Below are 15,868 nucleotides of genomic sequence, written 5' to 3'. Positions count from 1 at the left end.
TCGTGAACGTCCTAACTCCCGAGCAAGGGTAGCGATTGAACTTTTACTTTTCAAAGTAGCATAAATTTCGTATCTTTCATCTTGAGAAAGTTGGGTGTATTTCTTCATTGTGTGCTTTCCAATTGCGAGTTGAAAAAGTCTAATGATTCTATGAATACACCTAACTTTTTCAACTAACTACAAATGTGTTGCACTTGGGATTTGAATCTGCGTTTTTGTAAATAGCAATTTGGAATAACTTATCGTTATTTTTACTTCAAATTTTAAAATTATTGCGACTACAAAAAATTAAAAGCACTCCATCTAAATCACTCAAATCAGATGGAGTGCTTTTTACGTTTATTCTTTATTCTGGTACATTTATTCTTCGTTCAGCCAAAGCTTGCTGAATCACATGATACCCCGCTGTTAAGCCCAAACTCGCCATAATCACGGCTACCACAAGATCTGGAATCAAACTACCCGTACCAAATACACCCACTGCCGCCAAAATAACTGCTAAATTACCAATCGCATCATTACGGCTACATAACCACACCGATTTCATATTCGAATCACCATCTCGAAATGCATATAAAATCAATACAGTAACCACATTGGCTAATAAGGCGATGATCCCAATAATACCCATGGTTATGGCTTCAGGTGGAATACCCTGTATATAGGCATAGATAACCTTGCCCATCACCACCACACCAAACAAGGCCATCGTGATGCCTTTGACCAAAGCCACAGTAGCACGCCAATACAAACTTGCACTTAACACCGCAAGTGAAATCCCGTAATTGACAGCATCTCCAAAGAAATCCAGTGAATCTGCCCATAGGGATGATGAATGGGCATAGGCACCACCTATCAACTCGATAAAAAACATGCTGAGATTGATCACCAATGCAATCCATAACGCGGTTCTAAATTTACTATTCGGTTTGATTGGCGCAGGTTCATGACTACACGTACATGCCATAGACACACCTTCTTTCAAAATGAAACTGTTTCGATTATGCTCATTTAAAACTATAGACTTAGTCCAAGGTCAAGTATGGCACAATATTTAATTCATGAATTAGCTAAAAAAGTTGGAGTCAGCACAGATACAATTCGTTTTTATGAAAAGAAACACTTACTCACCCCAAGCTTTCGTGCCGAAAATAATTATCGCTATTACAACGATGAGGCACTCAAGCGTTTGATTTTTATTAAGCGTTGCCGTGCTTTAGATATGAACTTAAAAGAAATTGAAGCCTTAATTGAATTAGAAAAACAGCCGAAACAAAACTGCTGCGCTGTGAATGAATTGATTGATGAACATTTAAGGCATGTAGAAGATAAAATTGCCGAGTTGCAGCATTTTCAGCTACAACTTCAGCAACTTAGACAAGCCTGCACCACGCAAACAACCATTGATGATTGTCAGATTTTAAAGCGACTTGAAGCCGAATAATCGCTCTCTAAGCCTTTTGTAATGCAGTATTTACGTATCTAAAATTGGATTATAAACACTTCTGATTAACACGCTTCGATAGCTGCTCGGCAGTTTCCACACGTTCAGAATAACGATCTACCAAATATGCTGCTTGCCCGCGAGTCAGCAAAGTAAATTTATATAACTCTTCCATCACATCGACAATACGGTCGTAATAGCTAGACGCTTTCATGCGGCCATCTTCCTCAAACTCTAAAAAGGCTTTAGGAATAGAAGACTGATTGGGAATGGTGATCATCCGCATCCAACGTCCTAAAATACGCAATTGATTGACGCTGTTAAATGACTGCGACCCGCCACACACTTGCATTAAAGCAAGCGTTTTACCTTGTGTGGCACGAATTGCGCCCGCGGCAAGCGGAATCCAGTCAATTTGTGCTTTGAAAATCGAACTCATTGAACCATGACGTTCTGGGCTACACCAAACCATACCTTCTGCCCACGCCAACAATTCATGCAGCTCTTGAACTTTGGGATGTGAAGCATCGCCATCTTCAGGTAAAGGCAAACCTTTGGGATGGAAAATTTTTACCTCAGCGCCAAAGTGCTCCAAAATTCTGCCCGCTTCCTGTACCGCCAAACGACTATAAGAACGCTCACGGTTTGAACCGTACATCAATAAAATACGTGGCGGATGGTTCAACGGCTTTGCCTGCACCTGTTCAAAACTTGGTGTAGGCAATAAATCTAAATCAATATTGGGTAATACCATGCTGCATACTCTTAAAACTAAAATGGGCAACGCATGCCCATGTTTTTATCTTAAACCTCAAAATGAAGAAAATTACTTTGAACTGACAATCGACTCATTTTGATAAAACTTTTTACGCAGCCATAAAGACACACTCACCAAAGCAATCAACACAGGCACTTCAACCAAAGGGCCAATAATCGTGGTAAATGCAACGGGAGAAGCCAAGCCAAACGTTGCAATGGCAACAGCAAGTGCTAATTCAAAATTATTCCCTGCTGCGGTAAAGGAAATGGCGGTCGTCCGTGGATAATCATTGCCCATCCATTTGCTCATAAAGAAGCTAATAAAGAACATGGCAGCGAAGTAAATAATCAATGGAATGGAAATGCGTAAAACATCCATCGGCAAGCTCAGTACTTCTGCGCCTTTTAGTGCGAACATCGCCACAATGGTAAATAGCAATGCCAACAGACTAAATGGGCTAATTTTGGGTAAAAAAGACGTTTGATACCAATCTAAGCCTTTGCTTTTCACTAAAATCAAGCGTGTTAAAAAGCCCATCAAAAAAGGAATACCCAAATAGATTAAAACAGCTTGGGTGATTGTCCAAAAACCAACATCAATCACTTGTCCTGCCACGCCAAAATACGGCGGCAAGAAACTCAGAAACAGCCATGCATAAGTACTAAAGAATATAATCTGAAAAATACTGTTAAACGCAACTAATGCAGCCACGTATTGGTTATCACCACAAGCCAAGTTGTTCCAGACCAAGACCATCGCGATACAGCGTGCCAGACCAATTAAAATCAAACCTGTCATATATTCAGGATAGTTTTGCAAGAAAATAATCGCCAAAGCGAACATCAAACACGGAGCAATCAACCAGTTTTGTACCAAAGACAACAACAAGGTTCGGCGGTCTTTAAACACTTCTGGCAAAGCTGCGTAATCGACTTTTGCCAATGGTGGATACATCATCAAAATCAAACCAATCGCAATGGGAAGATTGACTGTTCCCACACTCATTTGATCTAAGCTTGCCGATACTGCAGGAAATACCACGCCAATCGCAACACCTAGCCCCATGGCAATAAAAATCCATAAGGTCAGATTACGATCTAAAAAAGAAAGTTTGGACTGTGCCATGTGCTTACTCGCAATGTGTTGCAATTGTAGGGTTGATGTGCTTCATCGGGCTGACATCTTGCTGCGCGATAATATTTAAAACAGCAAACGCCCATTCGGGTAAATCTGGGTTCAAACGGTAATACACCCACTGCCCCTGACGTTGATCTAGCAAAATAGATAAATTCCGTAACAACGCCAAATGACGTGATATTTTCGGTTGATTTAACTGCAATTGTTCTGTCAATTCGCATACACAAATATTGTGTTGAGCCATCACCAATTTCAGAATGTCCAGTCGGGTTGGGTCTGACAAACATTTAAAAAAATCAGTTTGATTCATTTTTTATCTGCACTTCAATATTAACTATTGCGAATATACGCATATCCATATATAAATGCAATATTGAATTTTTATCGGACTAAAACGGGTCACTACACATGAGCAACAGCATCAAAATTTTTCATAACCCTGCCTGTGGAACGTCACGCAATACTTTAGAATTAATTCGTAATACAGGACAAGAACCTGAAATTATTGAATATTTAAAAACCCCACCTACACAAGCTGAACTTACTAGCATGATTCAACAAGCAGGTTTAAGCGTGCGCGATGCAATCCGCAAAAATGTAGAACCATACGAACAGTTGCAACTTGAAGGTAGTTCACACAGCGATGCGGAATTAATTGCATTGATGGTCGAGCATCCGATTTTAATTAATCGTCCATTTGTCGTGACCGAGTTAGGTGTGAAATTGTGCCGCCCTTCTGAACTGGTCTTAGACTTGCTCACTCAACCACAACTAAAAAGCTTCAGCAAAGAAGATGGTGAGGTGGTCATTGATGAACATGGGCAACGAGTACGTTAACACGCTTTTATCCATCAGAAATTGATTATAGGCAATGAGTCAAATTGGTATGAAAGTCCCTTCTCTTAGATTCTGTATGGCTCAGGATGAGGAACTTTCTATATCAAGATCATTTACAACAGATGCTCTCCATGTGATGGATAAAACATGCTTTCTAATTTCAGATCAAAACGACCTTGCAAAACCACTGATTGAATTTTTATCTCCCTTCCCAAGCAGCACGAGTTTTCTTCTGAATCCCGAGCTATTTACTAGGTTGAATCCTAAATTTAGATTCATACAATAAAGCCATATTTCTGCTATTGCTTTTTGATCATGACCATTTCCCACGTCACCGAACTTCTCTCTCCTGCTGGTTCTTTAAAAAACATGCGCTATGCCTTTGCTTATGGTGCAGATGCAGTCTATGCAGGTCAGCCGCGTTATAGTTTGCGCGTGCGTAATAACGAATTTGATCATGACAATTTGGCAATTGGTATTCAAGAAGCGCATGAATTAGGCAAAAAGTTTTATGTGGTGGTGAACATCCAGCCGCATAACAGCAAACTCAAAAACTTTATTCGTGACCTAGAGCCAGTGGTTGCTATGCAACCCGATGCACTGATCATGTCTGACCCTGGTCTGATTATGATGGTGCGTGAAAACTTCCCCGATATGCCTGTACATTTATCGGTACAAGCCAATGCAGTGAACTGGGCAACGGTGAAATTCTGGCAAAATATGGGTTTAACCCGTGTCATTCTTTCGCGTGAATTGTCGATTGATGAAATTGAAGAAATTAAAAACAACGTGCCTGGCATGGAAATTGAAGTATTTGTGCATGGTGCGCTGTGCATGGCCTATTCAGGTCGTTGCATGCTTTCAGGCTATATGAATAAACGTGATGCCAACCAAGGCGCATGTACCAATGCCTGCCGTTGGGAATATAAAATTCACGATGCAAAAGAAGATGAAACAGGTGACGTAATTCCTGTCAAAAATCTTTCTGAAACTGCCGATGCAGATGAACAACACATGCAGGCACAGCATCAATTTAACGAGCCTGTGTTATTACAACGTAATGACGAAGATATGTTTGCTGCCGAAGAAGATGAACACGGCACTTACTTTATGAATTCTAAAGATTTACGTGCAGTGCAGCACGTTGACCGTTTAACTAAAATGGGCATCCATTCACTAAAAATTGAAGGTCGCACCAAATCTTATTTCTACTGCGCACGTACTGCACAAATTTACCGTAAAGCCATTGATGATGCACTTGCAGGCAAACCATTTGACCCTGCATTAATGACTCAATTAGAAGGCCTAGCTAACCGTGGTTATACCGAAGGTTTCTTACGTCGTCATGTGCACAGCGAATACCAAAACTACGAAACAGGTTCATCAAGTTTTGATCATCAGCAATTTTGTGGTGAAGTCTTAGAACGCAATGGTGACTACATTAAAATTGATGTAAAAAACCGTTTTGTAGTGGGCGATTCTCTAGAATTGATGACGCCACAAGGCAATATCTATTTCACTTTAACTGAAATTAAAGATAAAAAAGGCAATCTGATTGAAGATGCCAAAGGTTCAGGGCATATTGTAGAAATCCCTATACCTGCAGATGTCGATATGCGTTATGCCCTGCTGATTCGCAACTTACCAAATTCGACTGCAGATATTTCTGCCTCATCGTTGGCTTATCAAGCCAACTAAGTGGCAATAAACTAAGCGAGTATTGCGATGGCACTCCTGATTACCGACCAATGCATCAATTGCGATATGTGCTTACCCGAATGCCCGAATGAAGCAATTTATGAGGGTGAAAAGGTGTATGAAATTGATGTGGCGCGTTGCACAGAATGTGTTGGGTTTTATGACTATCAAACCTGCGTTTCAGTCTGCCCAATTGAATGTATTATTCCGCATCCTGAGCATGTCGAAACCAAAGAGCAGCTACAGGAAAAGTTTAATCAGTTGAATTTATTTGGACAAAATAATAAGGCTAATTAGACTGAAATGAATCTAACTGCTGTAAATCAAACTGGATGTTAAAAATAAAAAAAGAACTGAGTTGTTAGCCGACTCAGTTCTTAAAACCAAAAATAGAATAAATAAACTTTTAATACTGTGCGATAACGCACTTTACTGAACATAGCGCCTGAGTATTGGGGAACTCAGGCGCTATCTTTTTAGCGAATACAATTTAAGGATGGTTAATCCGCGTATTCAGATGTATTCGTTCAGACTTATTGACCTGAACGGATGATGTAATCAAATGCTGAAAGTGATGCTTTCGCGCCTTCACCTGTTGCAATGATGATTTGCTTGTACGGTACAGTTGTACAGTCACCTGCCGCAAATACACCTTTTACATTGGTTTCATTGCGCTCATTTATCACAATCTCACCACGATTCGTCAGCTCTACTTTTGACTCTTTTAAGAAGTCCGTATTTGGTAATAAACCAATTTGTACGAAAATTCCTGCAAGTTCAACAGTATGCTCAACATCTGTCGCACGGTCTTTATATTTCAATGCAGTCACTTGTGCGCCATCACCAATCACCTCAGTCGATAATGCATTGGTAATTACAGTAGTATTTGGCAAGCTGTTCAATTTGTTTTGCAAGACTTGGTCTGCACGTAATTTAGTATCAAACTCTACCAAAGTCACATGCTCTACAATCCCTGCAAGGTCAATCGCTGCTTCTACACCTGAGTTACCACCACCAATCACTGCAACACGTTTGCCTTTAAACAACGGGCCATCACAGTGTGGGCAGTATGCCACGCCGCGGGTACGGTATTCTGCTTCACCAGGTACATTCATCTCTCTCCAACGTGCACCTGTAGACAAGATCACCGTTTTCGATTCAAGTGTTGCGCCATTTTCCAAAGTCACTTCGACCAAACCATTGGCAGTTTCATCAGCACCTTTAATGGCAGATACTTTTTGTAGATTCATAATATCGACATCGTATTCACGCACATGCGCTTCCATTTCTGCCGCAAACTTTGGACCTTGTGTTTTTTGGATAGAAGTGAAGTTTTCAATATCCATGGTATCCATCACCTGACCGCCCATACGCTCAGCCACAATACCTGTACGAATACCTTTACGTGCTGCATAGATTGCAGATGTATTCCCTGCAGGGCCGCCACCAATTACCAAGACATCAAACGCCTCTTTGGCATTCAGTTTCGCTGCATCTTTGCTCGCAGAATCTGTATCTAATTTAGCTACAATTTCTTCCAAAGTCATACGACCTTGACCAATGTGGTTGCCATCTTGGAATACCATCGGCACAGCCATAATTTTGCGCTGCTCAACTTCTTCTTGGAAGAATGCACCATCAATCATGGTTGCTGTTGTGCCAGGGTTGTAAATCGCAATGAGGTTCAAAGCTTGTACTACATCTGGACAGTTGTGGCAGCTCAACGATACAAACACATCAAAGTGAGATGAAAGATTCAATTCTTTGATTTGCGTTAATACTTCATCCGATACTTTTGGTGCATAACCAGAAGTTTGCAATAAAGCCAAAATTAATGAAGTGAACTCGTGCCCCATTGGTAAACCTGCGAAGAATACGCGCGGTTGCTCACCTACTTTTGCAATCCCAAAACTTGGTGCACGTGCGTTGTTACCGTCAAAACGTGCAGTAACTTGTGGCGAAAGTGCTGCAATTTCTTCAACCAATTCTTTAATTTTGGCAGATTTATCAGAACCATCTAAAGTCGCGACAAGCTCGATTGGGCTTTCAAGACGTTCTAATAAAGTTTTAAGTTGTGTAGAAGTATTTTGGTCTAACATGGCTAACGTCTCCAAGGGAGTAAATTTATTTGTTGATGTCATCTTACGAAAAATAGTTACATAGGGGAAACGGTTTATTTTTATATTTATGATCGTTTTTTTAAATGATAGTGAGTTTCAAGCTTACTATTTCATTTAAAATACCTAAAGCTATTCAATTTAGACATTAACATAAAAACTGAATGTCTGCCTTAAGCAATTGAGCCTAATCATTTTTTATTCAAGTTGTTGTTGAATCCGCAGAATACGCTGCTGTAAATGTCGCGATAAAAACCAGAGTACCGCAGACAGTATTAACATAAGCGCCATAACCGCGAGATTCATATAATAAACCAGCGTATTTAATTGCTGTGCTTGCTGCACTTGCTTATGTACGCTTTGCGCCATAGGCGTTAAAGCTTTGCCATAAACTTGCTGCTGCATCGTCCATAATTGTTCAGGTTTAAATCCATAATGTAAAAATTGCGGATCTTGCTGCTCTGCTTTGACCAAGGTCAACACTTGCGGAATGGCTGCATCTTTATCTGCGGGATGATGCATCAATGCCGTTTGCGCCAACAAATAGGCTTTAACAGGCGCTGCCATTTCTGCATTTTGTAAATAACGCGCCAATTCACTTTCTTGAATGTGCTTTTCATAATGCACAATTTTGGCATATACCTGCTGCGTATCATCTTGTCGGTCATGCTGAACATAACTCAATGCCGACCAAAGTAAAATAAAACTCAGCAACCAAGCTACAAATTTCAAGACAAAGGACTGAAAGCGAATATAAAAAAAACGAATTTTCTTGAGTAGATGAACTAGTACGAATGCACCAATAAATGACACCGACAGTTTTAAAATCAACCAACCCAACCAGTTCAACAAACTGAAAAAATAATCAGGTTGCTGCCCTAAATTTGCCAAAGTCGCATCGACACTTGCAGGCATGTGTAATTGCTGAACTTCAGTGCTTAAACCAAAGAAGCTATAAATCACATCTTGCTGAATAAAAAAGCCAATTGCCGATATAAGCACCACCGTCATAGACAGCACAGCCAAAAAACTGAGCTTTTTTTGACGCTGCTGTAATGCCACAACACCTGTTTTTAGCTGCTGTGGCTGAATGGCATATTCATCAAGTGGGGGCAAATCCGACTCCTTATCAGGTAAATTTCAGATTAAATGAAGTCATTGTCAAAATGCATTTATTGACCAGACTGTTGACTTGAACCAATCACCAATTGATTCAGATTCTCCTGTAAGGCTCGCAAACGCGTAGTCGCTTCTGCACGTTTTTGCATGCCTTCTTTTTGTACCTGGATCACATCGTTCACTGTTTTAATGAGGGTATTTTGTACGTGTTCAAGGGTTTCAATATCAATCACCGAACGCTGATTGGCTTTGGCAGTATCAACCGAGTTTTGATGCAATAAATCTGCATTACGGCGCAGCAATTCATTGGTGGCATCATCAATACTGTTGGCCAGTTGCACACTGTTTTTCTGCTCATTTAAAGAAATCGCCAAACTAATCTGGTTTTTCCACGCAGGTAAGGTAATGTTTTTAATCGCATAAAATTTATCGACCAACATTAAATTATTGGACTGGATAATCCGAATCATCGGCAAAGTTTGCATGGCAGATTGTTGCAACACCTGCAAATCACTCACCCGCTTTTCTAAATTATTAGCAAGATGATTGAGATCATAAATTTTTTGAGTCGTGGTCTGATCCTGCGGCTGCGCGGAAAATTCAGAAATTTGCTGCTGAATTTGCTGCTGTTTTAACTTACCTGCTGCAATATAAATCCCCAATTGTTTATATTCATCTTGCACACCATGAAACATTTTATCCAGTGTATCTACACGGTTTTTTAAACCATTTTGTGAGCTTTCAATTTCTGTGACCAGACTATCAATTTGCGCTTTGGTGCTGTTAAAGTTTTGATCAAAACTTTGTTTAGCGCCTTTTAACTTATTGAATAAACCACCCAAAAAGCCACTGCTTTTGTTTGGATTTAAAATACTGTTGGTATTTAACTGCTGTGCAACCTGCACCACCTGATTCAGCTTTTGCCCTGTGACATCCAAATCCTTATTTTGCACCAAACCTAAAAGCTCATCGGTATAACTTGACGTTTTAGTGGCGATATTTTTGCCATATTCTGCAACCGAATGATGGCTAAGATCGCTTAATTCTTTACGCGCAGCCAGCACCTCCTGAAAGTCATCAGGCTGTAAGCCAATTTCCTGCAAATTGAGTTGCTGAAATTGTTGCTGAGTCTGTTCATCACTCACTTGCACAGCGACGTTGCGTTGTTCAGAAGTTGTCATATTTCGCCTCTATCTAATCAAAACCATGCCTTATGATTGCGCAGGTTTTTCTAAGGATTTTCTTAATGTCTTAATTAAATGCTCACGACTTTGATCCAGCTTTTCTAGCTGACTGTGTGAGCCACTTTGCTGACTTTGTTTGACATGATATTGCCATGCAGGAATGAGTACCTGCTGCGCTTCTTTAAAGCGATCTAACAAACTAAAAGAGAGTTGCTGTGAAAGTTGCATTTGAGTAATCGCAATATCATTACTACTTTGCAAAGTCTTTAAACTATAAATTTTCTTGGCCAGTCGTTCGCTAAAATTATCCAAAGGATGCTGATTGCGCACAAATCGTGGATATTCCACTAAAAACTCATCGGCAGCTTGAATGTATTTCGCCATTTGCTCACGCAAACCAACCAACTGCTGAAAACGTGATTGTGATTTCTGAATTTCGATTTGCAGCTTTTGGCTTAAACGATCTGCTTGTCCTAATAAATGATCTAGGTTTTTATAATATTGCACTTGCCCCGCGCCATATTCCAAATCTATGCCTAGCCACTTTTGTAGTGCATTAAACTTACGTTGCTTTAACACTTTTTTAGATTTGCCAAGCGCCTGAATCAACTGCTCAATGGTCACACTCAATTGCTGAGTTAAATGTGGATCCACCCCATCCAATAAAACTGACTGCGCTTGAATCACCTGATCTGCATAATGATTTAGACGATATTGATCATTCAACAACGGAACTAAATCATTGCGTTGAATCGCCAAAAGCTCTGCACGATCCACCGTAATCTCTTGCAAAGGCAGTAACACTTCAAACTGAGCCATAGACCATCACAACCCTCTTTACATGATTTTATAGTACGTGTTTTTCGGCTAAGGTCATGTAATATTTTGCAATTTTTTATTTCGATCTGCTTAAATGCTTTTTTATAGATTCGCATAACATCAGTCACAAGATGCCTGATTCAAAACACCAGTGCTTGACATCCTCACCCCCTTAAAAGAGGGTGATTCCTACAGCTAGACGCTTATGCCCAAGCGCAAGAATGTTTAGAGCTGAGTTTATATCTCGATCATGAACTGTACCACAGCTCATGTACTCCCATTCTCTTATTCCAAGATCTGTCCTACCTTTGGGACTACTTGAGGTGATCTCACCGCAGCACGAACAGATTTGGGTGGTATAGGCTTCTTGGACTTCTTCAAACAATACGCCTGCGTTCTCGCATTTATACTTGAGCATTGTTTTTAGTGCCGAAAATCCTGTATCCAAAACAGATTTTGCCATTTTGGTTTTTACTAATTTTTTAGCACTCAAGTCACCTACAATAATCAATGCATTTTCATTCACAAGCTTGGTGCTTGCTTTATGCAAATGATCTTTTCGACTATTTGCAATCTTGGCGTGTAATGCACGAACACGCTTCTTATTCCTGGCTCTCTGAGCAATACATAATTTCTGCTCATATTTTCGATAGAATTTTGGATTTGAAATTACAGTGCCATCAGAACAGGTGGCAATATCTTTTAAGCCTAGATCAATACCAATCGATTTGGTTGCTGTCGATTTATCTTGCTTAGGCGATTCAACAACAAGACATACATACCAACGCCCACGGCTATCCTCTACAAATGAACCTGTTTTTAACGTGTATTTGCTTAAACCGTAGCTATCCCAAAGCTTAAATTGGTGTTTTCCATACTGGACATATCCATTGGCATATTTGATAGCCAACTTTTTAAAGGGAACCCATCCCAAAGAGCGCCTTGCTGATTTTTTATTGCTGACACGCCATTTCAGCTTTGCCTTTTTAAATTGCTTTCTTCGGGTGACTAATTCTTCAGTTACAGCCTGAATGGTTTGACTATGTAAATTACATTCTTTGGATGTGCCTTTCGTATATTTGGCAATATCAAAAGCAGAGAGAAATTCACCTTTCCGCTTCAAATGCCTAAACCCTAAATCATTGACATAATTCCAGACGAAGTTCACTTCTGATGCTAGTTAGTCTAACACCTTGCAATGTTTGTCTTTTATACGTAATTTAAGGGTTTTCATGTACTTATATTAACAATCAAAACTCAAGGAAAATAGTCCTTAGTTAAATCAAACGACACTTCATGTCGTGTCGCTTATATCTCTGACCTGAAGGACAGAGTTTTACGCTCCATTTGATAAAAAAGCCATGATCAACATGGCTTTCAATGTTCCTAACGCAGGATGATAAACAGATTATAAATAATCGCCTTCACGCTCTGGCTGATACAAAATCTTCTCAATTTTGACTTTCATCATATGACCATCGGGCTGTGGCCATTCAATTTCCTGACCTTCAGCTAAACCTAAAATGGCAGTCCCGACAGGTGCAACCACATTCACCTGCCCTTTCTCACCTTTAAAGTCATGCGGATAAACCAAGGTAATTTCAGTCGGTTCTTTTGCAGGTGCAATGGTAATCAATGCGCGGGCATTCATGCTCACCACATTATTCGGTACATCTTGTGGCGCAACCACTTCAGCACGTGCCAATTCATCTTCTAGATGTTGCATCGTTGGCGTCAATTTAGGTTGATGCTCAAGCATCGTTTCCAAACGGTGCAAATCTTGTTCTGAAATAATAATCTTTGGTCTAATCATTTACTTTTATTCCTGTCATTCCGACAATACTGTCATCATCAGCTTGCCTACAATCATATTCAATACGCTTAAGTTATAACAGAAATTCAGCTTATTGAACGAAAAATCAATTTTTTACATCCATAAAAAAAGCCCCCTTGAGGGGCTTTTCTCAAGGCTGTGCTTATTTTGCGTAAACTGGGAATTTCGCGCAAACAGCTTCAACTTTTGCTTTTACAGTATTAATTACAGCTTCGTCACCTTTGCTGTCAAGAATGTCTGCAATCCAACCTGCAAGATCACGTACTTCTGCTTCACCAAAACCACGTGTAGTTACCGCTGGAGTACCGATACGGATACCAGAAGTTACAAATGGAGAACGTGGATCGTTCGGTACAGAGTTTTTGTTTACAGTAATGTGCGCAGCACCTAACCATGCATCTGCATCTTTACCTGTAATATCTTGCTTGATTAAAGAAAGCAAGAACAAGTGGTTTTTCGTACCACCAGATACTACATCATAACCACGTTCAATAAGAACTTCAGCCATCGCTTGCGCATTTTTAACAACTTGTTGTTGATACGCTTTGTATTCAGGCGCCATTGCTTCTTTAAAACAAATTGCTTTTGCTGCAACTGCGTGTACCAATGGACCACCTTGGTTACCAGGGAACACAGCAGATTGTAATTTTTTCTCGATCTCTTCGTTTGCTTTCGCAAGAATTAGACCAGAACGTGGACCACGCAATGTTTTGTGTGTAGTAGTAGTCGTTACGTCAGCAATTTGCACAGGGTTCGGATATACACCAGCAGCCACTAGACCTGCTACGTGTGCCATATCTACAAATAAATAAGCACCAACTTTGTCTGCGATGTCGCGGAAACGCTGCCAATCTACAATTTGGCTATACGCAGAGAAACCCGCAACAATCATGCGTGGTTTGTGTTCAAGCGCTAAACGCTCAACTTCTTCGTAATCAATTTCGCCAGTTTCTGGGTTTAAACCATATTGGATAGCGTTATATGTTTTACCTGAGAAGCTTACTTTTGCACCATGAGTCAAGTGACCACCATGTGCCAAGCTCATACCTAACACAGTGTCGCCTGGGTTAAGTAAAGCTAAGTAAACTGCAGAGTTTGCTTGTGAACCAGCGTGTGGTTGAACGTTAGCATAATCTGCACCAAAGAGTTCTTTAGCACGGTCAATCGCCAATTGTTCAATAATATCTACGTATTCGCAACCGCCGTAGTAGCGTTTGCCTGGGTAGCCTTCTGCATATTTATTGGTAAGTTTTGAACCTTGAGCTTCCATTACTGCAGGTGAGCAGTAGTTTTCAGAAGCAATTAACTCAATATGAGCTTCTTGGCGCGCATCTTCATTGGTGATCGCTTGAGCTAATTCTGGATCAAATTCGGCAATAGAAATATTGGCAAACATTAGCGAGGTCCTATTAATTTAGGGCTTTTAAGCCGTGCTAAGATTGGCGCGTATTGTAGCATAAAGTTTGTGAACTGAGAGAATGAACTTTGCTCAGTTTTACATAAAAATAGCTCATGTTTCAGATAAAACACGAGCTATTTTAGGTCAAATCAATCTTTATCGTAATTCAACAACTTATTGAATAGGCATTAGTGATTGAACATCTTTGACAATCTCATCCATATTATTCACATACACAGTACCATGGTTCCATTTTTGCTCTACAGGTAAATCCTGATCAGTGACGTAATGAATTTTAGTTCCCATCCCTTGAGCTGACTGAACCAAGTAATCCGTGACTTGTTTCGGTACAGTTGGGTCAGCCGTTCCTTGATAAATAAATATAGGCGTACTGATTTTCACTTTTAATGGCTGTGAATCATTGGTTAAGAAATCTTTAACTTCAGGGATGGTCGTCATGAAATTTGGTTGAGTACGTGGATAACCATCCAATGTTCCATACGTCTTTACATGCGTTAGCATTGACTGAGCCATACTCTCACCTAATGCCTCATAACAGATAGACTCTGCCTGAGCAGCAAGTTGATCTGTTGGTCACACAAATATTTCAGAATATTGCAAGGTTGGAGCAGTATTTCTTAGCCCCGCAGCAATTAGAGCAGTAAACGTATCTAGTGACACAAGTGTCTGTGCTTTCTTTATTACATCTGGCTCTTGAGCCGCTTTTTGTTCACCACCCGCCAATACCAACGCTAAATTTGATGCAGGTGCGATAGCTATGGCACCCTTATAATTTAACTGCGCCCGCGATGCATACTGTGCTGCACCTAAAGCCGCATGTCCACCCTGTGAATGTCCAACTACACTCCATCGCGTTTCTGCAGTATTACCCAAAAGCTTGCTTGCAGCGACAACAGCATCTGTAATCGAATAAGCTGCACTTTTTAAATTCAAGAATGGATGTAATTCTTTACCACTCGGTTCGCCTAAACCTTCGTAGTCGGGTGCAACAACGGCATAACCTGCTGCCAATAGTTTAGCAATGAAGTACTCATTTCCATTTAAACCTTGACGACTTGGTGCACACGCATCTGCCACGCCTGTTGTGCCATGTGCCCAAACTACAAGTGGCCATCCGCCCGTAGGTTTAACTGTTTGAGGGGTAAAAACAAGTGCAGTTGCTTGAGTTTCCCGTCCATTTACACCTAACATTTTATATGTCATCAATGTTTTAGATGAACTCACTGCATTTAAAAGATTATTCGCATTTTCACCCTGATCCCGATAAAGCTCTGTTTTCACGACTGAGGCACTAAAATTATATTTCGGAATACCATCCTCAACAACCACAACACTCGTATCGTCATGATCATCATTACAGGCGGTTAAAAACAAACTGCTGCTGGCCAAAGCCACGCTTAACCATATTTTTTTCATTTGCTTACCCTTGTCTTCATATTCTTATTAATTGCATCCTTCGCAATCTTTATTTGTACGCTTTTTTATCGTATCAGGCAAGA

Annotated in this window: 15 protein-coding genes and 2 pseudogenes; 4 read left to right on the top strand and 13 right to left on the bottom strand. The window is 40.3% G+C overall.

The window, feature by feature from the left end; genetic code table 11:
• Both FTU35_RS03025 and FTU35_RS03020 read right to left on the bottom strand, forming a co-directional pair.
• Positions 1 to 108 (bottom strand): helix-turn-helix domain-containing protein (locus tag FTU35_RS03025; RefSeq protein ID WP_178319009.1); only part of this gene is annotated, 108 nt, incomplete at its 3' end.
• Between the two features lie 238 nt (positions 109 to 346).
• A complete protein-coding gene (locus tag FTU35_RS03020) occupies positions 347 to 967 on the bottom strand; it encodes a cation transporter (protein ID WP_180064485.1) in 621 nt (206 codons plus the stop codon).
• A gap of 75 nt (positions 968 to 1,042) precedes the next feature.
• Here FTU35_RS03020 and cadR point away from each other — a divergent pair, with 75 nt between their 5' ends.
• Positions 1,043 to 1,444: a Cd(II)/Pb(II)-responsive transcriptional regulator gene (cadR, locus tag FTU35_RS03015; protein WP_004972941.1), complete on the top strand. Its 402-nt coding sequence runs from the start codon at positions 1,043 to 1,045 to the stop codon at positions 1,442 to 1,444.
• A 49-nt stretch (positions 1,445 to 1,493) separates the two neighbouring features.
• On the opposite strand, the gene arsH is transcribed toward cadR, so the two are convergent.
• The 3 genes from arsH to FTU35_RS03000 form a co-directional block, all read right to left on the bottom strand.
• Positions 1,494 to 2,198 carry an arsenical resistance protein ArsH gene (arsH, locus tag FTU35_RS03010; RefSeq protein ID WP_004972939.1) on the bottom strand — a complete coding sequence of 235 codons (705 nt, stop codon included), beginning with the start codon at positions 2,196 to 2,198 and terminating at the stop codon, positions 1,494 to 1,496.
• 72 nt (positions 2,199 to 2,270) lie between these two features.
• The gene (gene arsB, locus FTU35_RS03005) at positions 2,271 to 3,329 is read right to left on the bottom strand and encodes an ACR3 family arsenite efflux transporter (RefSeq protein WP_136144349.1); all 1,059 of its coding nucleotides are present in this window, start codon (positions 3,327 to 3,329) and stop codon (positions 2,271 to 2,273) included.
• Between the two features lie 4 nt (positions 3,330 to 3,333).
• Positions 3,334 to 3,651: a metalloregulator ArsR/SmtB family transcription factor gene (locus tag FTU35_RS03000; RefSeq protein WP_136144348.1), complete on the bottom strand. Its 318-nt coding sequence runs from the start codon at positions 3,649 to 3,651 to the stop codon at positions 3,334 to 3,336.
• A 98-nt stretch (positions 3,652 to 3,749) separates the two neighbouring features.
• On the opposite strand from FTU35_RS03000, the gene arsC reads away from it, so the two are divergent.
• The 3 genes from arsC (at position 3,750) to FTU35_RS02985 (ending at position 6,173) form a co-directional block, all read left to right on the top strand.
• Positions 3,750 to 4,178 (top strand): arsenate reductase (glutaredoxin), encoded by a 429-nt coding sequence (arsC, locus tag FTU35_RS02995; RefSeq protein ID WP_154320582.1) that lies wholly within the window; start codon positions 3,750 to 3,752, stop codon positions 4,176 to 4,178.
• Between the two features lie 315 nt (positions 4,179 to 4,493).
• Complete coding sequence (yegQ, locus tag FTU35_RS02990) at positions 4,494 to 5,876, top strand: tRNA 5-hydroxyuridine modification protein YegQ (RefSeq protein WP_136144203.1); 1,383 nt, start codon at positions 4,494 to 4,496, stop codon at positions 5,874 to 5,876.
• Between the two features lie 27 nt (positions 5,877 to 5,903).
• The gene (locus FTU35_RS02985) at positions 5,904 to 6,173 is read left to right on the top strand and encodes a YfhL family 4Fe-4S dicluster ferredoxin (RefSeq protein ID WP_004972931.1); all 270 of its coding nucleotides are present in this window, start codon (positions 5,904 to 5,906) and stop codon (positions 6,171 to 6,173) included.
• Positions 6,174 to 6,409: 236 nt separating this feature from the next.
• Here the strand turns inward: FTU35_RS02985 and ahpF are convergent, their stop codons facing one another.
• The 8 genes and pseudogenes from ahpF to FTU35_RS02945 form a co-directional block, all read right to left on the bottom strand.
• Positions 6,410 to 7,975: an alkyl hydroperoxide reductase subunit F gene (gene ahpF / locus FTU35_RS02980; protein WP_096901839.1), complete on the bottom strand. Its 1,566-nt coding sequence runs from the start codon at positions 7,973 to 7,975 to the stop codon at positions 6,410 to 6,412.
• A 216-nt stretch (positions 7,976 to 8,191) separates the two neighbouring features.
• Complete coding sequence (locus FTU35_RS02975; RefSeq protein WP_131261786.1) at positions 8,192 to 9,109, bottom strand: hypothetical protein; 918 nt, start codon at positions 9,107 to 9,109, stop codon at positions 8,192 to 8,194.
• 56 nt (positions 9,110 to 9,165) lie between these two features.
• Positions 9,166 to 10,293, bottom strand: coding sequence for a toxic anion resistance protein (locus FTU35_RS02970; RefSeq protein ID WP_180064484.1), 1,128 nt, complete (start codon positions 10,291 to 10,293; stop codon positions 9,166 to 9,168).
• A gap of 30 nt (positions 10,294 to 10,323) precedes the next feature.
• Positions 10,324 to 11,115: a hypothetical protein gene (locus FTU35_RS02965; RefSeq protein ID WP_004972923.1), complete on the bottom strand. Its 792-nt coding sequence runs from the start codon at positions 11,113 to 11,115 to the stop codon at positions 10,324 to 10,326.
• A 172-nt stretch (positions 11,116 to 11,287) separates the two neighbouring features.
• Positions 11,288 to 12,349, bottom strand: a pseudogene (locus FTU35_RS02960) (RNA-guided endonuclease InsQ/TnpB family protein).
• Between the two features lie 174 nt (positions 12,350 to 12,523).
• On the bottom strand, positions 12,524 to 12,928 hold the full coding sequence (gene rnk / locus FTU35_RS02955; protein WP_004972920.1) for a nucleoside diphosphate kinase regulator: 405 nt from the start codon (positions 12,926 to 12,928) through the stop codon (positions 12,524 to 12,526).
• 163 nt (positions 12,929 to 13,091) lie between these two features.
• On the bottom strand, positions 13,092 to 14,345 hold the full coding sequence (gene glyA, locus FTU35_RS02950; protein WP_019836649.1) for a serine hydroxymethyltransferase: 1,254 nt from the start codon (positions 14,343 to 14,345) through the stop codon (positions 13,092 to 13,094).
• A gap of 177 nt (positions 14,346 to 14,522) precedes the next feature.
• A pseudogene (locus tag FTU35_RS02945) lies at positions 14,523 to 15,785 on the bottom strand (alpha/beta fold hydrolase).
• Between the last annotated feature and the right edge of the window lie 83 nt (positions 15,786 to 15,868).

The organism is Acinetobacter sp. YH12095 (genome assembly GCF_013419245.1).
Classification (GTDB): domain Bacteria; phylum Pseudomonadota; class Gammaproteobacteria; order Pseudomonadales; family Moraxellaceae; genus Acinetobacter; species Acinetobacter towneri.
This window is presented reverse-complemented; position numbering and strand designations above follow the sequence as displayed.